The organism is Pseudomonas putida, from assembly GCA_041879295.1.
Taxonomy (GTDB): Bacteria; Pseudomonadota; Gammaproteobacteria; order Pseudomonadales; family Pseudomonadaceae; genus Aquipseudomonas; species Aquipseudomonas putida_Y.
In genome coordinates, this window is sequence record CP047152.1 from 939,702 (window position 1) to 961,038 (window position 21,337).

Here is a 21,337-nt window from a genome sequence, read left to right on the forward strand (position 1 = left end):
TATTTGAATGTGCGTCTTTTTATAGGTGGACGTTACAACCAGGCTGAGAGTTGAAGCACATAAAAAAAGCCGCTGATTGGCAGCGGCCTTTAAAAGGCTAACATATCGGCACTGGAGGTGCCCATGGCGTAGCCAAGGGAAAGCGGGAGCAGCGACAGCGCCTGATCAGCTGTCGGCATTGGCATCGACAGTAACTTTGGAAGCTGTCTGTTTAGCGCCTTTTGCGGTATCTGCCTTGTTTGCGGCTACAGCGTCACGGGCCTCTTGATGGACAGCCGCGAGCTCTGCATTGCGGGCGACGAAAGCCGGGGATTCTTCGGCCATGGCCAGGGGCGACAACAACAGGGAAGACAGGACGAAGACGCTGGCAATACCCATACTGCTGGACATTTGAAACTACCTTCTTGCGGTGCAAGTGCTAATGAGGACAGGGGTAAAGTTAGTCCTTTCAGTGCACTCGAAACAGAGCGAAGTGCGATAAGCACTGTTGCGCAAAAAGTAACGATCCTTGGGGGAGTCAATGGGACTTTTGGCGAAAGCCCCGTGCTAGAGCGCCTGCGTACTTTTTGTAATAGATGGGCTCGTCCCCCGAGGCGGTTCACAGCGCTACGGTGGTGTTCGAAGAAAGCCAACGGCAGCTTTGTAGCTGGCCGTCAGCCAGCTATCCGGTCGCTTTTTCGTGCGTGGCCTTGGGCAAGGTGATCAGGCTAAAAGCCGATAAAGGCGTAATACACCGGGGTTTCATTGGTCGTGCGCAAACCCAGTGCCTGCAAGCTCGCCGTCAGCGCTTCATCCTGCACATGCACGGTCCACTGCGTCCCTTCATTCCCCGGCACCTGCGCCAGCGCCGCAGCAAACGCCCCCATATCCGGCAAGTAAGCGGTAAACCCGTTACCTTTTAGCGCACTGGTGGTCATGCCCAATGCCTGACATACCGCGACCTTGGCGGCAATGTCATCGCGGTCGGCCTGGCGCGAAGCCTGGACCAGCGCCTGCAGTTCCACATCGACCAGTTGCGTGCCGTGAATCAGCTCCGGCCCCTGTTGCCAGGCCTCCGGCGGGCAGTCCTTGCTGTCTGGCCGCAATGGAATATGCGGGTTGATTTCTACCGGATAGATGCGACAGACCAGCGGGCGCTGCTCATAGATGGTGCAGAGGTCGTTGGCGTCGAGGTTACGACAACGTCCGGGGTTGAATGCAGCAAAGGTCACCGAGACGCGTACCTCGCCCTCGCCGCAATGCACCGGATGGGAGCGTCGCAGCACATGGTCACGCTGCTCCAGCGGCATGCCAGGGCCGTCCACGACGAAAGCTTCGATCAGTACCACCACCTGGCCGGCATCGTCCGCCCAGCGACGAGCTTCGGCCAGCGTCAGTGGCACATGGTGGCCGGTGCAGCATTTGCCGCAGCCGGTACAGCCGAAACGTAAGCGGTCGGTCACTTGGCTTCCGGGCTCCACTCGCTGACAAAGGCACGCTGGTGCTGGCGATCGTACAGACACAGCTCGGTGCCGGTGCGCTGCTGCATGTGCTTTTGTGGGTAGACGCCTTCGATCAGCAGGGCACTCATGCCTGCCTGGTCATCGAACTCGGCGGGCTTGCCGCGAGCGTGGGCGTTCTTGAACTGGCTTGCGGTCAGGCAGGCCTTGAGCATCTGCTGGCGCTGCTCGTTCCAGGCCTGACTACTGGAGGCCTGGGCAATACCGCTGAAGAGGGCACAGCTGATCAGGATAGAGCTGAGAAGCTTCATATGTGATTCCGGCAATTTTCTTGCGAGGGGCGCGAATTATGCCCGAGTCACCCCCGGCAGCCAGCCGGGGAGTTTGTCGCTGAATATATCAGTGCTCAGCGAACACCACGGTACGCGCGGCCACCACCAGACAATCGGTCAGCTCTGGCGAGGAGAACTTGGTAAGGATGGCATTGGCCCCGGCCTGGGTCGCCTTTTCACTGCTCATGGCACTGTCCAGCGAGGTATGCAACAGCACGTAGAGGTGCTGGAAGTCAGGGGTTTCACGCAGCGTGCGGGTGAAGGCGTAGCCGTCCATCTCGCTCATTTCGATGTCGGAGACGATGATGTTGATCTCCTGCGCGGTGCCTTGCAGTTCCAGCAGCACGTTTATGGCGTCTTTGGCGCTGCGCGCGGTGTGGCATTCGATACCGAGGTTGCGCAGGGTGTGCACCGACTGTTGCAAGGCCACCTGGCTGTCGTCCACCACCAGGATATTGGCGGCGGCCAGCAGGCTGGCATCTTCTTCGTTCAAGGTGCCGTGCGCCGGCTCGGCGACGGGCGGGGCGATGGCGTGTATGACTTTTTCGATGTCCAGCACCTGCACCAGGGTGTTGTCGACGCGCGTCACGCCGGTGATGAACGAGCGGGTGCCTGAGGCGTAGGGTGGCGGTTTGATGTCGGTGCTCAGGCAATGCACGATGCGGCTGACTGCCTGTACATGCAGGCCTTGGCGCGAACGGCTGATCTCGGTAACGATCAGGCAGCCACCCTGTGGGTCGGCCAGCGGTTGTTCGCCAATGGCGCGGGACAGGTCGATGACCGACAGCGAGTGGCCGCGCAGGGTTGCCACGCCTTTTACATGGGGGTGCGACTCGGGCAGCTTGGTCAGCGGCGGGCAGGGTATGATCTCGCTGACCTTGAGCAGGTTGATTGCCATCAGCTTACCGCTGCGCAGGGTGAACAGCAGCAGGGATAGCGAATCCGCGCGGGCATTTTGCGTGGCCATGGTGACCTTCGGTGGGGAGCAGGGGATAACCGGTTATCGGCTCTTTGACGGCTGGCTTTAGGGTATTGATGGTAGTTGATGGGTTCGCCTTGGTCTTTTTTGTTGTCAGTGAGGTCGAGCGCCGCCCGCGCGGCGCTCAATCTCACTGGCAACGCAAACCTCCCGTCACGCACTACCGTTCACGCAGGGCCTCCTTGGCCCGGTTCAGCGGCTTGATCAGGTAATCGAGGATGGTTTTCTCGCCCGTTCGGATATCCACTGTGGCAATCATCCCTGGCACGATCGCAAAACGCTTACCGGCCTTGTTCTGCAAGCTGTCCTGTTCGGTGCGGATGAACACGCGGTAGTAGTAGATTTCCGGTTTGACCTCGTCCTGCAGGGTGTCCGGCGAGATGCCCACCACCTTGCCGTCCAGCCCGCCGTACACCGAGTAGTCATAGGCACTGATCTTGACCTTGGCCGCCTGGTCGGGGTGAATGAAGGCGATGTCCCGTGGCGCGATGCGGGTTTCGATCAGCAGGCGTTCGTCCATCGGTACGATCTTCATCACCTGGCCACCGGGCTGCACCACGCCACCCAGGGTGTTGACCTCGATGTCCTTTACAATGCCGCGCACCGGCGAGCGCAGGGTCAGGCGGCTGAGCGAGTCGCTGCGCCCGCGGATCACTTCCGACAGGGCGTCCGCTTCGGCGCTGGCCTTGGCCAGTTCTTCCCGGGCACGCACCAGATAGTCCGAGCGCGCCTCGTTGGCCTTGAGTTCCAGCTCGGAACGCTGGCGGTTCAGGCGAATAACTTCGACCCGGCTGGAGGCACCCATCTTCGCCAGGTTCTCGGTGATCTTCAGCTCGCTGCGCACCAGTTGCAACGAGTCCTGAATACCCGCCAGGGTCTGTTCCAGGCCGCGGCGGCGGGTCTGGTACAGCGCGGTTTCGGCATCGATCAGGTCAGGAGAGTCGCGCAGGCTCGCCGGGAAGGTCAGTGGCTTGCCGGTCACCTCTGCCTGCAGGCGGGCCTGGCTGGCCCTGGCCGCGCGGTACTTGGCTTCGCTTTCACCAACGCTTGAGGCCGTCTTGGTCGGGTCGAGTTGGGCCAGCACTTGGCCGCGCTCGACCAGGTCGCCTTCGGCGACGCTCATCTGCGCGACGATACCACCCTCGAACGACTGGATTACCTGCTCTCGCGAACTGGGGATGACCTTGCCTGTGCCGGTGGACACCTCGGTCACCTCGAACCAGGCCGCCCAGGCCAGGAACGCCGCCAGCATCAGCGCGCAGAGGGTGATGAGGCGGCCGGCGCGGAATACCGCCTGGTCGTCCTGCCCGTCCAGGTAGGAAGCCGGGAGTTCGTGGTTGCTCATGCCTGGGCTCCTTGCAGCTTGGCCAGCGCGGCATCACGCGCGTCATCGATGACGATGCGCCCGGCGTCCAGCACCAGGATGCGGTCGACCCGCTGCAGAACACTCAGGCGATGGGTTGCGATCACCAGTGTACGGCCCTGACAGAAGCGCTCCAGGTTATCCAGCAGCTTGCGCTCGGTCATGTCGTCCAGCGACGCGGTCGGCTCGTCCAGCAGCAGCACCTGCGGCTGGCGTACCAGCAGGCGCGACAGCACCAGGGCTTGGCGCTGGCCGCCAGACAAGCCCAGGCCACCTTCTAGGATCAGATGGTCCATGCCCTTGGGCAGGCGGCGGACGAAGTCCAGTGCGCCAGTGGCGGCCAGTGCGGCCACCAGTTCCTGGTCGCTGGCCTGGCCGGCGCCGAGGGTGAGGTTTTCCCGCAGGGTGCCGTGGAACAGCCTCGCGTACTGCGGCAGCAGGCCGACGTCACGGCGCAGGTCAGCCGGGTCGAGGTGAGCCATGGCGATGCCGTCCAGGCTAATCTCGCCCTGTACCAGGTCCATGGCCCCGCCCAGCGCCTGCAGCAAGGTTGATTTGCCGGCGCCGTTGCGGCCCAGCACGGCAATGCGCTCGCCCGGCTGGATGTCCAGCCGGCCAATGTTCAGCACTGGCGGGTACTCTTCGCTGTAGCGGAAGCTGGCCTGGCGCAGGCGGTACTCGCCGTGAATGGCCGGCAGGTGCACGCGGGCTTCGCCTTCGGGGTGGTCGACCGGCGATTGCATCAGCTTGTCCAGGCCTTGCAGTGCGACCTTGGCCTGCTGCCAGCGGGTCAGCACATGGGTCAGCTGTGCCAGCGGCGCCATCATTCGCGACGAAAGCATGGATGCCGCCACCAGGCTACCTGTGGTGAGGTCGCCGGCGATGACCATGGGTGCGCCGATCACGATTACCACGGCAAACACTGCACCCTGCACGTTCTGCGTCCAGGTCACCAGGCCGTTGGTGAGGGTGCGCAGGCGCAGGTTGGTGTGCGCACAGGCCGCGTTGTACTGGTTCCATTGCCGTTCGAAGCGTGCCTCTGCCTGCAGTGCCTTGATCTCGTCCAGGCCCTGGATGCTTTCCACCAGCATGGCGTTGCGCAGCGCCGACTCACGCATCGAGGCATTGGCCAACCGTGCCAGGCGCCGTTGTGCAAGCAACCCTGGCAACACCATGGCCAGCAGCGCGACCAGCGGGATGAACACCAGCACGCCGCCGATCAGCCAGAACACGAACAGGAACAGCAGGAAGAACGGCAGGTCGGCCAGCACCGTGGCGGTGCTGGACGTGATCAGGTCGCGGATCGATTCCAGCTCGCGCAACTGCGAGATGAACGAGCCGGTGGACTTCGGCCGCACCGAGTTGCGCAGGCGCAGGGCATGGCCGTAGACCAGGTCGCTCACCCGCAGGTCGGCGCGCTTGCCGAGCAGGTCGGTCACCTTCAGCCGCAGCAGGCGCATGCTGAAGTCGAACACCAGTGCCAACACCACACCGCCAAACAGGACGTAGAGGGTGGGCAGGGATTCAGCCGGTATCACTCGGTCATACACCTGCATCGAGAACAGTACGCCGGCCAGCGCGAGCACGTTGGCCACCAGTGACGCGACCATCACCTGCCCATAGGGGCGCAGGTCGCGCAGTACGATGCGGGCGAACCAGTGGCGGTCGTAAGGGGCGGTGTAGTCGTCGGTGCGCACATCGCGCAGTGGCCGGGCCGGGCGCAGCAGGGCAACGCGGTTGATGCGGCCTTTCAGGGTGTCGCGGGGCAGGCGCGAAGTCAGGCCTTGGTCACCGGCAAACACTACCGCCAGGTCGTCCTCTTCGGTCACCGACTCGACCACCGCCAGTTGCCCGTCGTCCAGCTCCAGCACCAGCGGCGTGCGCCATTGCCGCAGGCCCTTGGCATCGAAGTGCACGAAGCGCAGTGCCAGCCCCGCCTGACGTGCCATGTGGCGGAGGATTTCATTCAACGGGCGGGCATCCTCCACTGCGGCCAGGCGAATACGCTGGGGTGATACGTCCAGGCGGTAGTGGTGCGCCACCTGCAATATCACCTCAAGCCAGGGGCCAAGGTCTGGCCGGTGCGCGGCGGCCTGCTCCGGCGCGGGTGCCTGGTTGGGCAGGGTCACATCGATCGAATCACTCATGGCTGGATCTCCACACCTTGCAGGTTGCGCCCCTCAAGGCCAAAGGCCGTGCGCAGGGCGCCGGTGTTGTACAGGCAGTCGACATCCAGGCGCAGCAGATCGGAGCGGGTGCCGGCAAGTTCGAAGCGTGACTGGTAGATCTCCTGCTCGGCGTTGAGCAGGTCGAGCAGTGGCCGTGTGCCCAGGTCCAGGTACTGACGCCCGTAGAGCATGCGTGCTTCCTGAATACTGGCCTGGCGCGCTTCCAGCGAGGTCAGCCGGCGGCTTAGCCCGGAGGTTTGCGCCATGGCTTCGGCCAGGCCCCGACGCGCCTGCAGGCGGGCGGCGTCCTCGGCGGAGTCGGCTGCGGTCAGCGCGTGGCTGGCCGCGCGGGTACGGGCGCTGATGGAGCCCCCTTGGTAGATGGGGACTTCGACGTTCAGGTAGATGCCTGCCTGGGTGCGGTCCAGTCGTGAGTTATCGCGGTTATAGTCGTCGTCCAGGTAATGATTGACCTGCGGTTGCAGCGATAGGGTGGGGTAGGCCTCCGCCTTGGCCTGGGCCAGTTCAGCTTGGCCCTGTGCGCGCTGGGCCAAGGCCATCAGCACGGCGGGCAGGCGGTCATCACCCTGTGCAGGGCGCTTGCAGGCCTGGTTCAGCTCAGCGGGTGAGCCCTCGGCCAGTGCCGGAGGGGTAACGCGGCCCATCAGCGCCGCCAGGGTCGAGCGCCAGCGCTCGTACTGCGACTGGTACTCCTCCAGGGTGGCACGGGCGCTTTCCACGCGGGACTCGGCCTGCACCACGTCGGAACGGGTGCTGGCGCCCATGTCGCTACGCTGGCGGGCCATGCCGGCAATGTCGCCCACGCCGCGAATCTGATCGCGGGCAATCGTCAGCAGTTGCTCGTATCGGCGGGTTTCGATCCAGGCATAGGCTGTGTCGCGGGCCAGATCGTCGACCACCAGCAGGATATTGGCCTGGGCGCGGGCGGCAGCCGCCTGGGCGGCATTGACGGCGCTGTCGACCTTGCCGAAGTCATAGAGCATTTGCTTGAGCGACAGGTTCAGGGCCTGGCTATTGCGGTCGCCGCCATAACCGGTGTCATAACCGGTGCGCAGACCGCCGGAAATCTGTGGGTAGTACCCCGCACGGGCGACGTTGATGCCTTCGCCCTGCTTGTAAAGGTTGCCGATGGCCTCAGCGATGCTCGGGTGCCATTGCGCTGCCTGCAGCACTGCGTCGGTAAGGCTCAGCCGTTCGCCACTGGCGACCGGGGCCATGCCGATGGGGGGGCGGGCGGGCACCGCTTCGGGCGCATCGCGTAACAACGATGGCCCGATCTGGCGCAGGTGGGGGTCTATATCATCGGCTGCCTGGGCAACCGGGTGGAAGTTCAGGGCCAGGAGCCCGAATGCTCCCAGCAACAGCGGTGACAGCGGACTGCTTCGCTTCACATAGTTCCCTTACTGCTGGTCGTCCATGCCGCCGGGCATTCACCCGGCGGGTTTGCAGCGGCCTCAAACCACATGGATACCGTTTTGTACCCACAGGTGATGGCTTGGATCCTCCTGGGCCGTGTATTGGTTATAGTCGACGCCGTCGGCAGTTTGGTTCCCGACCAGCGTCCAGTTGTCCGTCATGTGAACCGAGTCTTGGTCGTCCCCCTTGATAATCAGTGTGTCGGTACCGGTTTCGGTGATTGCCACCACGTCCCCCAGGTTGAGGGTGAGCGCCACCGAGCTGGTGTCGTTGAGGTCGAGGATTTCGATGTCGTGCACGCGCTCGGCCAGGTTGCCCAGGTCGATACTGGCGTCACCGCCGCCCCACAACAGGGTGTCGGTACCTGTACCACCATCGACGCTGGCGAAGTTCTGGTCGACTATCACCAGCGTGTCGTCACCCGCCCCCCCTTGCAGGGTGATGTGGCCACCCTGGCTGCCATTGAGGTGGTCGTCGCCGTCGGTGCCGGCGATCACATCGGTGGCCGCTGCCAGGCTGGCGAGTGCCGCTGATTCGTCGCCGCTATCAGCCATCAGCGATGTGGTCGTGGTGAGGCCGGCAGCATCGTCCACGTTGATGGTCAGGGTTGCGGTGTCGGTAGTGCCGTTCGGGTGGCTGAGCTCGTAGGTGAAGGTGTCTTGCTGGCCGACCACCGCCGAGGTGAGCCCCGCGTTGAGGGTGTAGGTGTAGCTGCCGTCGGCATGCACCAGCAACGTGCCGTAGGTGCCGGCCACGCTCACCCCGTTGTAGCCTGGGATGGTGTAGGTGTTGGCCGCTGTCAGCACGCTCAGCACGGTCAAGGCCGAACCGATGTTGTCGTCAGTCAGCAGGTTGCCGGTGGCTGCTGTCGCGCCACTGACCACGAACTCGGTCAGGTACGTTGTGGTGGTGTTCAGGCTGGTGGTGATGGAGCTGAGCAAGCCGATGCCGCCAGCGGTGACACGGACGTGGTAGGTACCGGCGCCCTGATTCTCGAAGGTATACCCGGCGCCGCCCCCCAGCACGCTGATCAGCGAACCACCCGGCACCGACTGCACCAGCACGTACTGGCCGGTGGCCGGGTTGAGCTTGAGCAGCTCGATGGTAGTGCCGTTGAGCAGGCTCAACAGGTTGGCGGAGTTGACCACCACTTGCAGGTCGGCCGTGGTGTCGGCGGCAACCGTGGTGGTGTAGGTGGCCTGGCGGGTACCGATCAATGGCAGGCTCAACGAGCCCAGCGTACTGCTGCTGGTGTCCACGCGGTTGTCCAGGGTGACTTGGCTGCTACCAACGTCGTTGACTGCGTCGACCACCGTGGCCGGTGCACCGTAGTTGGTGTCGCTCCAGATCTCCGTGGCTTGCGGGCTGTCGATGCGCACGTACAGGTTGGCGGTATCGGACAGGCCGTTAGGGTGCACCAGTTGGTAACTGAACACGTCTACTTTGCCGACACTGTTCGGGCTGCCGTTGGGCGTGTAGGTGTAGCTGCCGTCCGCACTGATCACCAAGGTGCCGTACTGGCCCTGAACCGTTGTGGCGGTCCCGGCCGAGACGTAGCTGCCGTTTTTTAGTACTTGCAGCACGGCGGCGCTGTCCGGGCCACTGGCATCCACCGCGCCATCGGTGCCCACGTCGGTAATGACGTTGCCGGAGGTGGCAATGCCGGTGCCGGTGAATTGGGTCAGGCTGGTGGAGACGATGTCCAACGTGGTGCTCACTTCGGTGACCAGGCCGATGCCGCCACTGCCCACGGTCAGTCGGTAATCACCTGCTTGCAGCACGCCGATGTCCACCTGCAAGCCGATTGGCAGCACGATCAGGTCGAGCAGGCCCTGAGTGTTGCCGGTGGCGATGGTCACCCAGGCGCCGCTGGCGTCTTTCACCTGCAGGGTGAAGCTGGTGTTGTTGAGTAGTGCCAGCACGCTGTTGGTGGTCAGTGTGAGGGTAGGGTCGGCCGTGCTGCCTGCTGTCACCGTCCAGGTGTAGGTCTTGGTAAAGCCGGACAGCAGCGTGGTGAAGCTGTCGGTGTAGGTCTTCGTGGCGCTGACCGCTTCCAGGTTGACCGTGGCTGTGGCCAGGTTGTCGCTGGCGATGACCGGCGCGTTGGCATCCACATCCGGTGCAGTGACGTTGACGTTGCCCGACACGTTACCGCGCGGGTCGCTGAGGGTCACAGACAGGATCTGGCCGTTGTCCTGAGGCGGGCTCAGGGTCACAGTGAAGGTGCCGTCCGCCTGCACCGTTGCGGTTTGCAGCACGGTACCACCGGCGCTGCGTACGGTTACGGTGGCACCCACTTCGCCCGTACCGGTGAGGGTACTGCCGTCAGCACTGAATTGCAGGTTGCCGGCAGCCGCAGGCGGTGTCAGGTCCGGTGCGGTCAGCGCAGTGCCTGTGGACACGTTACCGGCGCTGTCGGTGAGGGTGACGCTGAGCGCCTGGTTGTCGATCTGCGCCGCAGCCAGACTGACCACGAACAGGCCGTTGCTGCCCACCGTTGCGGTACCCAGTACGGTACCGGCGCTGTTGCGCACGGTGACCGTGCTGCCGATCTGGCCAGAACCACTGACCGAGGTGCCGTTGGCGTTGATGGTGGCCAGCGGGGCGGCTGGCGGTGTGGTATCCGGCGCAGTCAGGCTGGTGCTGGCGGACAAGTTGCCGGCAGCATCGGCCTGGCGTACCACCAGCAGTTGCCCGTCGTTCTGTGGCGAGGTCAAGGTAATGCTGAAGGTGCCGTTGGCTTGCACCACTCCGGTACCGACCTGGCCGTTCGGGCCTTGGACGGTAACGGTAGCGCCCGCTTCACCGCTACCGGTAAGCACGCTACCCGAGCCATCGATGGCGATGTTGGTAGGGACGGCAGGTGGCTGCAGGTCTGCGGCGGTGTAGCTTGTGCTGCCGGACGCATTGCCGGCAGCGTCAGCCTGGCTCACGCCCAGTACCTGGCCGTTGAGCTGCGCGGCGTTCAGGTTGACGGTGAAGACGCCACCGCCATTCACCACCGCCGTGCCGAGCACGTTGTTGCTGGCATCACGCACTGTCACCGTGGCACCGGCTTCACCCGTGCCGGTCAGCACCAGGCCATTGACAGAGAGGCTGGTCACCACCGGGTTGGCCGGTGGCGTGATGTCAGCTGCTTGCAGGAAGGTCGGCTGCGATTCGCCGCCGACCAGTGCCACCGCTGTCACCGAAATGTGCTCGCCGTTGAGCTGGGCTGCGTCCAGCGTCAGGGTGAAGGAGCCGCCCAGGGTTGCGCTGCCTGTACCGATCAGGTTGCCTGCGGCATCGTACACGCGAATGTCCACACCGCTTGGTGCACTGCCTGTCAGGGTCAGGCCGTCGCTGCCCAAGGTCACGTCGGTTGGCGGCACGGGTGGTGCGACCAAGGGTGTGACGTAGGTCGCGACCGCAGAAGTATTGATACCGTCAGACTGTGTCACTTCCAGGGTGGCGAGCGAGCCCGCCGCCGGCACCAGTGTTATCTGGAAGTTGCCAGCGGCATCCACCACGCCGGTGCCGATCACGCTTCCGTCGAGGCTGACGGTGACCGTGGCATTGGCTTCGCCTTTGCCGGTCAGCACGTTGAAGGTGTTGTTGATCGCCAGGTTGGTTACCAGGTCGGGTGGCGAGGTGTCGTTGGTCTGGTAAGGGACGGCCACCGAAGCGTTGCCGGCATCATCCGTGGACACCACCGTCAGCAACTGCCCATTGTTCTGTGCCGGGCTGATCGGCACAGTGAACTGGCCGTTCTCATCCACTTCCACCGTGCCCACGATATTGTTGTCCGGGCCGCGTACCGTGATGGTGCTGCCGGCTTCGGCGGTACCTGTCATCGACGTACCGGCTGCGTTGAGCAGCAGGTCGGTCGGCTGTACCGGTGGCGTCAGGTCTGGCGCAGTCACTGCCAGTGGTATCGACGGGTTGCCAGTGGCGTCCTGGGCGATGATGGTCAGCGTTTCGCCGTTGATTTGCGGGAGGTTCAGGTCAAGGACGAAGGTGCCGTCCGGATCTACCGTCACCTGGCCCAGCAGGTCACCGTTGTTGTTGACCACGGTGACGCGGGTGCCGGCTTCGGCGGTACCGGTCACCTGGGTACCGCTGTCGTTGATGACGGCGATCACGGTGGCAGGTGGTGTGGTGTCCGTCGCCGTGACCGAACTGATTGGCGAGATATTGCCGGCTGCATCGGTCAGTGTTACCTGCAGCACCTGGCCATCGAGTTGCGCCGCATCCAGCTCGACGATGAAGGTCCCGTCGGCGCCCACTGTGCCGGTTCCGACCTGCGTGGTACCGACGTACACGCGCACGATGGCGCCCACTTCGCCGATACCGCCCAGCTCGTCACCTGCCGCATTGAGCCGCAGCTCTGTTGCTGCCGCTGGCGGCGTGAGGTCCGGCGCTTGCACGTTGACCGGCAGGCTGACGTTGCCGGGTGGGTCGGCCTGCAGCACCGACAGTGTCTGGTTGTTGATCTGTGCAGGTGACAGTTCGACGCTGAAACTGCCATCAGCAAGCACGATACCAGTGCCCAATACGGTACCGGCTGCGTTACTGACGATTACTGTGGCGCCGGCCTCGCCCAGGCCGCTGACCACACTGCCGTCGGCGTTGATCACCACTAGGGTGAGCGGGGCGGGTGGGGTGAAGTCCGGGGTTTGCAGGGTTGCCACTGCCGACACGTTGCCCGCCGCATCGGCCTGGGTGAAGCTGAGCAGTTCGGCGTTACCCAGCGCCGGGCTCAGCGTGATGGTGAAGTGGCCACTGGCATCGACGGTGGCGCTGCCGATTTCCTCGCCTGCCGGGTTGGTCACGGTCACCTGCGCGCCCACTTCGCCGCGGCCGGTGAGGGTGACACCATCACCGGAAATCGCCAGTTCGCCTGGTGCCGTTGGCGGGGTGGTATCGGGGGCGGTGATGGCGCTGGCGGCAGACTGGTTGCCAGCCGCATCGCCCAGCACTACTTGCACCTGTTGGCCGTTGGCCTGAGGCGATGCGAGGTTGACCTGGAAGGTGCCGTCGGCGCGCACCGTGGCACTGCCCAGCACCGAACCATCGGCGGCGAGCACCCGCACGGCGGCACCCGCTTCGCCGGTACCGTTCAGCAAGCTGCCACCCCCGGCGAAAGCCAGGTTGTCGGCCGCATCCGGCGCGACGCGGTCAGGGGCTGTCAGGCTGACGCTGTTGGACTCGTTGCCGGCCACATCGGACTGGCTGGCGCTGAGCTGTTCGCCGTTAATTTGCGCGGCGCTCAGGTTGACGTTGAAGGTGCCATTGGCATCGACCACGGCAGTGCCCAAGTCGACACCGCCTTCGCCAAGCACGGTAACGGTGGCACCTGCTTCACCGCGGCCACTGAGTACCAGGCCGTCGCTGGACAACACCAGGTTGGTCAGTGGTTGCGGTGCCGTGGTGTCTGGTGCCTGCAGGGTTGCGGGCAATGATACGGTGCCATCGGTACCCGTTGCGCTGATCTGCAGCACTTCGCCATTGGCCTGTGCACTACCCAGATTGACAGTGAACGTGCCGTCGTTGGCGACCGGGCTGCTGCCCAGCAATACGCCGTTGGGGCCGTACACCTTGATTGTGCTGCCCGTCTCGGCGGTGCCGGTCACCGACAGGCCGTCGGCGGCCAGTACCAGGTTGTCCGGTGTTGCCGGTGCCAGTACGCCCGGTGCAGTCACGCTTTGTGCAGGGGAGACGTTCTGTGCGGCATCGGCCTGGACCACGTTCAGGCTCTCACCCGTGATCGCTGTCGGTGAAAGGGACACGGTGAAGTGACCGTCGGCCGTCACTGTGGCGCTACCCAGCACGGTACCGTCCGGTGCCCGTACGGTCACGGTTGCGCCTGCTTCGCCATCGCCTGTCAGGGTGGCGCCATCGGCGGAGACCGCCAAGTTGGTCACGGCGGCCGGCGGCGTGGTGTCGGCTGCGGTGTAAGGTGCGGCCGGCGACACGTTGCCAGCTGCGTCGGTGGCAGTCACCTGCAGCGTCTGGCCATTGGTCTGGGCACTGTTCAAGGCGACCTGGAAGGTGCCGTTGCTGCCGGCTACCGCTGTGCCCAGCACGTTGCCGCTGGCATCGCGCACGGTCACGGTGCTGCCGGCCTCGGCGGTACCGGTCAGTTGCAGCCCGGTACTGGACAGGGCGAGTGCTGTCGGTGCCGCAGGCGGGGTGAAGTCCGGCGCGGTGACCGCCACGGCGGTGGAAGTGTTGTTGCCCGCGTCGGTCTGCGTAACGCTCAGGTGCTGGGCGTTGAGCTGAGCGCTGTTCAAGGTGAGGGTAAAGCTGCCATTGGCCGCTACCAGGCCGGTGCCTATGATGGTCCCGTCCGGGCCGTGAACGGTGACCGTGGCACCGGCTTCGCCAAGGCCAGTCAGGGTCAGGCCGTTGTTGTTCAGCACCACGTTGGACAGCGGCGCGGGCGGGGTCAGGTCCGGGGTTGTCACATTGATTGCCGGCGAGGTGTTGCTGGCGGCATCCACTTGCGTCACGCCGATGACCTGGCCGTTGGTTTGCGGCGTGTCGAAGGTCACCGTGAAGCGACCGTCTGCGCTCACCGTGGCGGTGCCGAGCAAGGCACCTGAGGCGTTGCGTACCTGTACCGTCGCGCCTACTTCACCGCTGCCGGAAAGCTGCCGGCCGTCCTGGCTCAACACTGGGTTAGTGATGGCCGCTGGCGGCGTGTGGTCTGGCGTGGCCAGGCTGGCCGGGCCGGACACATTGCCCGCAGCATCACTGAGGGTGACCTGCAGTGGGCTACCGGTGACTTGCGCGCTGGGCAGGGTGATCTGGAATTGGCCGCTTTGGTTGACGGTGCCGGTGGCCAGGATGGCACCACTGGCATCGCGTACGGTGACGCTGGCACCGGCTTCGCCCTGGCCGCTGAGCACGGTGGCTGCGCTGTTGAGGCTGAGGTTACTGGCCGCCAGCGGTGCCTGCAGGTCAGGCGCTTGCAGGGTGGACGCGAGCGAAACGTTACCTGCGGCATCAGCCTGGGTGACGATCAGGTTCTGCCCATTGGCCACGGCCGGCGAAAAGATGACGCTGAACAGGCCATTGCTGCCGACGGTAGCAGTCCCCAGCACGGTGCCTTGTGAGTCAGTCACGCGCACGGTTGCACCGACTTCACCCTGGCCGGTCAGTGTACTGCCGGTTGCGTCGAGGTTTACCTGTGTCGGCGCGTCTGGTGCCGTGGTGTCACTGGCCACGACGGTGGCCGGCACCGAAGGCTGGCCATCGACGGTAGCCTTGGCACTGACCTGCAAGATCTGGGCGTTGAGCTGGGCGCTCTGGAAGAACACACGGAAGGTGCCGTCGCTGCCGACCGTGGCGCTACCCAGAGTGGTGCCCCCGGAGGTCACGGTAATCAGCGAGCCGACCGTACCCTGGCCGGTCAGCAAAAAGCCGTCGGCGCTGATGGCAAGGGCCGAAGGCGTGGCCACTTCGGCACCGGTCGGGCCAGCCAGTGGTACTTCAGGCGATTCGTTGCCGGCAGGGTCGATCACCGCCACATCAACCGTTTCGCCTGATGCCAGCGGTGGGTCGACCGGTATGACGAAGGTGCCGTCCGGCCCTACGGTTACAGTGCCGCGCACGCTGTCATCCGGGTTGCGGACTTCCACTGTGCTGCCAGGCTCGGCTGTGCCGCCGACCGTGCTGCCGTCCGGGCTTACGGTAAGGCCGGTGGCTGGTTCTGGGTTGGTCGTGTCCGGAGCGGTGACTGAGACCGGCGCCGAGTCGTTGCCGGCTGCGTCGGTCACTACCACGGTTACGGTCTGGCCGTTGTTCTGCGGGGTATCCAGCGGCACGTTGAAACTGCCATCCGGGTTGACCGCCACGGTGATCACATTGCCGGCCCCATCACTCACGGTCACCGAACTGGCGCCAGGTGCGTTACCGCTCACAGCCGTGCCATCGCTGCTGACTGCAACGTCGGTGGGCAGTGCCGGTGGCGTGATGTCAGGCGCAAGGATCGGGCTGGGCTGCGAAATGTTGCCGGCCGCATCGGTCAGCGTCACATCCAGGGCCTGGCCGTCCAACTGGGCGGGCGATAGTGGGACAGTGAAGCTACCGCCTGCGGGCACGACGATGGTGCCTACCAACGTGCCGTCGCCAAGCTTCACTTCCACCGTGGAGCCAGCTTCGCCTGTACCTTGGATGGCGTTGCCAGCCGGGGTGATCGTGAGGTCGGCAGGCGCAGCCGGCGCAGTGCTGTCGTCAGCGGTGAAAGTGGCCGACGGCGAGGCATTGCCGCCGCCATCGATCAGCACCACCGACAGTACTTCACCGTTGGTCTGGGCGGGGGAGAGTACCACTTCGAACGTACCGTCTGCATTCACCGGCATGGTGCCTAGCAGGTCACCCGCAGCATTGCGTACCTCTACGGTGCTGCCTGCCTCGCCCTGCCCGCTGAGCAGTGTGCCGGTAGGGTCAAGGCCGAGCCCCTGCGCCGGCAGCGGTGCCTCGAAGTCAGGTGCGGTCACGGTGCCTGCGGGCGAGCCGTTGCCGCTATTGTCCGCCTGAGTGACAGACAGCGTCTGGCCATTGAGCTGTGGCGGGTCGATTGCTACCTGGAAGGTGCCATCGGGCTGGACCGTTGCGGTGCCCAGTACCGCGCCGCCAGTGCCTGTCACGGTCACCTGCGCACCCGGCTCGCCGCTGCCGCTCAGGCTGCTGCCGTCGCCAGCCAGGACCAGAGCGGTGGGGCTCTCGGGTGCCTGGGTATCCGGTGCTGACAAGTCGACCGCCGCTGACAGGTTGCCGGCCACGTCGCGTTGCTCCACGGTCAGTGCCTGGCCGTTGGTCTGCGGGGTGTCGAGGGTGATTTCGAAAGCGCCGCCAGCGCCGACCACCATGCTGCCCAACACGCTGCCGTCCGGCGCGCGCACGGTAACGGTGGCGCCCGGTTCGCCGTTGCCGGTGATCGTGGTACCGGTGCCGTCGATGGCCGGGTTGGTGACCACTTGCGGTGGGGTGGAGTCGGGTGCAGTGAAGTCCACGGGCCCTGCGCTGTTACCCAGGTTGTCAGTGGCTTCGACGGTCAGGCTTTCGCCGTTGCGTTGTGGCGCGTTGAGGGTGACGTCGAAACGGCCGTCGCCACCCACAGTGGCGCTGCCCAGCACATTGCCGTCGGCGTCACGCACGGTGACGATGGAGCCGCTTTGGCCCAGGCCGGTAAGGTGAATGCCAGCGGTATCGATGGCCAGCCCGGAGGGCTGCAGCGGGCCGTCGATATCGGGCGCCACGATGGTTACGGTCGAGGTGTTGCCAGCTGGGTCGCGCAGTACCACGTCCAGCTCCTGGCCGTCGGTCTGCGGAGGGTTCAGGACCACGCTGATCACACCGCCGGCACCGACCTGGGCGCTGCCCAGCACAGTACCGTCGGCGCTGATGACCTGCGCGGTGGTGCCCGGTTCGCCGCGACCGGTGAGCAGCCCGCCATCGGCGCTCAATTGCAGTTCGCTGGCTTCGTTGGGCGGGGTGATATCGGGGGCGGTGATCTGTGTCGGTAGCGAGCTGTTGCCAGCGCCGTCAACCGCCACGACATCCAGTATCTCGCCGTTGGCCTGGGCTGGGGTCAGGCCGATGGTGAAGCTGCCATCCGGTTCGGCCTGGACGCTGCCCAGAACATTGCCCTGCGCGTCACGCACTTGCACCTGCGTTCCTGCCGGTGCGTTACCGGAAATACTGGTACCGTCGCCGGTCACCAGCACGCCGCTCGGGCTTTCGGGTAGCGGTGTATCGGCAACGGTCACACTGACCCCTGCCGAGGTATTGCCGGCGGCATCGGTCTGCACCAGCACGAGGTTCTCTCCGGCGGCCAGCGGTGCTTCAAGGTCGACCACGAAGGTGCCATTGGGCGCCACGGTGCCGGTGCCGATGACTGCACCTTGGGCATCACGCACTTCCACCGTGGCACCGGGCTCACCACGGCCAGACAAGGCCAGGCTGCCATCGCCTGCCACCACATCAGTGATGATCGCCGGAACGGTAATGTCCGGGGCCACGTAACTCAGCGGCACCGAGGTATTGCCTGCCGCATCGGTCACTGTGATGGACAGGGTTTCGCCATTGGCCTGTGGCGGGTCGAGGGTCAGGCTGAAGCTGCCATCCGGCTCGGCAATGGCGCTACCGATCAGGTTGCCCGAGGCATCTTTAACCTCCACCCGGGCGCCTCCTTCTGCAGTGCCGACCAGGCTGTCGCCATTGCTCAGTACCAGGTCGGTTGGTTGCAGCGGTGCTATCTGGTCGGGCGCCGTCAGCGGGACAGATGCAGAGATATTGCCGGCGGCATCGGTCAGGGTCACTTGCAGGGATGAGCCATCCACCACCGGGGTTGGCAGTTGCACATTGAAGCTGCCATCGGGCTGAACGGTACCGCTTACCAGCACCTGGCCCTCATCGTTGCGCACCTCCACGGTGGCGCCCGCTTCGCCGCGCCCGGAGACTGTGCGGCCATCGTTGCTGATGGCCAGATCGGTAGCGGGCTCCGGCGGGGTGGTGTCGCCGCCGTTGTCCACGTTCGGTGCAGTGACGCTGCCGGCCGTGGAGGCGTTGCCTGCGGTATCGGTGGCAGTCACCTGCAACTGCTCGCCTGCCAATTGTGGCGGGGTGAGGTCGATGCTGAAGGCACCGCTGGCCCCCACCACGACACTGCCCAGCACCGTGGTGCCGTCGGCGGCCAGCACACGGACGGTGCTGCCTGCTTCGGCGCGGCCGCTGACGACGGTACCATCGCCACTGATTGCCAGGTCGTTGGGCGCCGCAGGCGCGGTGATGTCTGGTGCGGTGATCTGCACCGGCAACGACGAGGTGCCGTTGTTGTCGATGGCCACTACGTCCAGCAACTCGCCATTGGCCTGGGCCGGCGTGAGCACCACGGTGAATGTGCCCTCGGCACCCACCACGATGCTACCGATCAGTGTGCCGTTGGCATCATGCACGTCCACGCGACTGCCAGTCGGAGCAGAACCGCTGATGCTGCTGCCATCGGCGGCCACAACCAGTTCACTCGGGCTGGTCGGTGTGATCACCAGTGGCACGTCGTAGGTCAGCGCTTCAGAGACGTTGCCGCCCGGGTCGGTCTGTACCAGGGTCAGGCGCTCACCCGGCAGCGCAGCCGGATCGAGGTCGATCAGGAAAGTACCGTTCGCAGTTACCGTACTGGTACCCAGCAGCGTGCCATTGGCATCGCGCACCTCGACGGTAGCGCCGGCTTCGCCGCGACCACCCAAGGTCAGGCCGTCGGCGCCGACGACGATGTTGCTGACCACGGCAGGCACGGTAATGTCCGGGGCATCGAACTGCAGCGGTAAAGAGACATTGCCATCGGTATCGGTCAGGCGGATGTCCAGCACTTCGCCATTGGCCTGGGCAGGCGACAGGGTAATGCTGAAGCTGCCGGTATCATTGACCAGGCCAGTGCCGAGCAAGTTGCCCGAGGCATCGAAGGCCTGCACTGTCGCACCAGGCTCGCCGTTGCCACTCAGGGTCACACCGTCGGCCAAGGCCAGGTTGGTCGGCTGGGCCGGGGGCTGCAAGTCCGGGGTAACCACCGACGCTGGTGCAGAAGCATTGCCGGAGGCATCGATCAGCACCACTTGCAAGTTGCTGCCATCTTTCACCGGTGGGTCGAGGGTGATCTGGAAGGTGCCGTCGGGGTTGACTGAGCCGCTGGCCAGTACATTGCCCTGGGCATCGCGCACCTGCACACTGGCACCGGCTTCGCCGCGGCCATTGAGCTGGGCGCCGGCCAGGCCGACTACCAGGTTGGTCGCGGCATCTGGTGGTGTGGTGTCGCCACCGTCGATGTCCGGCGCGGTGATGTCGCTGGCCGGGGAGGTGTTGCCGGCGGCGTCGGTGGCGGTGACTTGCAGCACCTCGCCGTTTACCTGTGGCGGGTCGAGGGTTACGGTGAAGCTGCCGTCGGGGCCAGCCACCACACTGCCAATCAGCGTGCCGTTGGCGTCATGCACCTCTACACGGCTACCGGCAGGTGCGCTACCGCTGATGCTGCTGCCGTCTTCGGCGAATACCAGGTCGCTTGGGCTGGCAGGCGCAGTGGTGACCGGGACCTCGTATTGCAATGCCGAGGAAGCGTTGCCGCTTGGGTCAGTCTGCACCAGGCTCAATTGCCCGCCCGGCTGTGCGGCCGGACTCAGGTCGATCAGGAAGGTGCCGTTGGCCCCTACGACACCCGTGCCGATCACGGTGCCATTGGCATCGCGTACTTCGACGGTGGCCCCCGGTTCGCCGCGTCCGCTCAGAGCCAGGCCGCCAGCGCCAACTGTAATGTTGTTGACGGCATCGGGCGGGGTAATGTCCGGAGCATCGAACTGCAGCGGCGCAGAGGCGTTGCCGGCAGCATCCACCAGGCGTACGTCCAGCGCTTCGCCGTTGGCCTGGGCAGGCGACAGGGTGAGGCTGAACAGGCCGTCGGCACCAACGACACCGGAGCCAATCAGGCTGCCGGCAGCATCGCGCACCTGCACGGTAGCGCCGGGCTCACCGCGACCGGTGAAGGTGACGCCATCGGCCAGAGCCAGATCGGTCGGCTGGGCAGGGGCTGTGGTGTCAGGGTTGTCGACATCCGGTGCCGTGATGCTGGCAACGGGCGAGATATTGCCAGCCGCGTCTGCGGCGCTGACCTTCAGGGCCTGGCCGTCACTTTGTGGCGGTTGCAGGGTGATGCTGAACTGGCCGTCCGCACCGGCTACGGCAGTGCCCAGCAATGCACCACCAGCGCCTCGTACGGAAACCGTCGAGCCAGGCTCGGCAAGACCGGTGAGCGTCGTGCCCTGTTCATTGATAGCCAGGTTGGTCGGCGCCAGTGGTGCCGTTGCGTCTGGCGCAGTGACAGTGCCAGGCGCCGAGACATTGCCGGCGGCGTCGGTCAGGGTGACATCAAGGTTTTCGCTATTGATCTGCGGCGCATTCAACGTCACGTTGAAGTTGCCGTCGGGACCCACTGTGCCGCTGCCGATCAGGTTGCCGGCGGCGTCGCGGATGTTCACCGTGGTGCCTGCTTCGCCACGGCCGGTCAGGCGCAGGCCATCCGGTGAAACCAGCAGGTCGATCGGCGTGGCCGGTGCGCTGGTATCGGGGGCGGAACCGCCGCTGCTGCCCCCGCCGCCGTTGCCCGCCGCTGCCGCTGCGCCGCCCACACCGAGCAGGCTGAGCCCGGCAATCGCCCAAGTTGGCATGGCGCTACCGGCAGTGCCGATGCCAGCGACCAGTTCGTCCAGCGAGGCCACTTCTTCGAAGGTGAAACCGGTGAACGCTGCCGCATCGTACTGGGCATGCCACAGGGTGCCGTCTTCGCCGACGAAGACCATATCGCTGCCGACCCCGGCCTGGTCCGCAGCGAAGAAGTTACCGACGGTGACTTTTTCACCCGACTTCAGCGTAACGATCAGGTCTTGCCCACGTTGGGTGACGGTGGCCACTTTGTCGGGAGATACCGGTATCTGCACGACGCTTGGTGCTTTGAGATTGATATTGCCCCAGGCGCTCTGAGTGGCGACTTCGGATTGCTTATCGGCGACGACGATGTTGTCCATGGATGCTCCCTGCTGATATCCGGATCCCCTGGCCCGACTATTCGGGCGACAACCGGCGTA

Annotated in this window: 8 protein-coding genes; all 8 read right to left on the reverse strand. The window is 65.0% G+C overall.

The window, feature by feature from the left end:
• Nucleotides 1-165: 165 nt before the first annotated feature.
• Nucleotides 166-390 (reverse strand): hypothetical protein, encoded by a 225-nt coding sequence (locus GST84_04415; GenBank protein XGB11636.1) that lies wholly within the window; start codon nucleotides 388-390, stop codon nucleotides 166-168.
• 317 nt (nucleotides 391-707) lie between these two features.
• The gene (locus GST84_04420) at nucleotides 708-1,442 is read right to left on the reverse strand and encodes a YkgJ family cysteine cluster protein (protein XGB11637.1); all 735 of its coding nucleotides are present in this window, start codon (nucleotides 1,440-1,442) and stop codon (nucleotides 708-710) included.
• Nucleotides 1,439-1,750: a hypothetical protein gene (locus GST84_04425; GenBank protein XGB11638.1), complete on the reverse strand. Its 312-nt coding sequence runs from the start codon at nucleotides 1,748-1,750 to the stop codon at nucleotides 1,439-1,441. The genes GST84_04420 and GST84_04425 overlap by 4 nt, the downstream gene beginning before the upstream one ends.
• 88 nt (nucleotides 1,751-1,838) lie before the next feature.
• The gene (locus GST84_04430; protein ID XGB11639.1) at nucleotides 1,839-2,738 is read right to left on the reverse strand and encodes a response regulator; all 900 of its coding nucleotides are present in this window, start codon (nucleotides 2,736-2,738) and stop codon (nucleotides 1,839-1,841) included.
• Between the two features lie 172 nt (nucleotides 2,739-2,910).
• Nucleotides 2,911-4,095, reverse strand: coding sequence for an HlyD family type I secretion periplasmic adaptor subunit (locus tag GST84_04435; protein ID XGB11640.1), 1,185 nt, complete (start codon nucleotides 4,093-4,095; stop codon nucleotides 2,911-2,913).
• Nucleotides 4,092-6,260 (reverse strand): type I secretion system permease/ATPase, encoded by a 2,169-nt coding sequence (locus GST84_04440; GenBank protein ID XGB11641.1) that lies wholly within the window; start codon nucleotides 6,258-6,260, stop codon nucleotides 4,092-4,094. Before GST84_04440 ends, GST84_04435 begins: the two co-directional genes overlap by 4 nt.
• Complete coding sequence (locus GST84_04445; protein ID XGB11642.1) at nucleotides 6,257-7,693, reverse strand: TolC family outer membrane protein; 1,437 nt, start codon at nucleotides 7,691-7,693, stop codon at nucleotides 6,257-6,259. Before GST84_04445 ends, GST84_04440 begins: the two co-directional genes overlap by 4 nt.
• A 63-nt stretch (nucleotides 7,694-7,756) precedes the next feature.
• Complete coding sequence (locus GST84_04450; GenBank protein ID XGB11643.1) at nucleotides 7,757-21,277, reverse strand: BapA prefix-like domain-containing protein; 13,521 nt, start codon at nucleotides 21,275-21,277, stop codon at nucleotides 7,757-7,759.
• Between the last annotated feature and the right edge of the window lie 60 nt (nucleotides 21,278-21,337).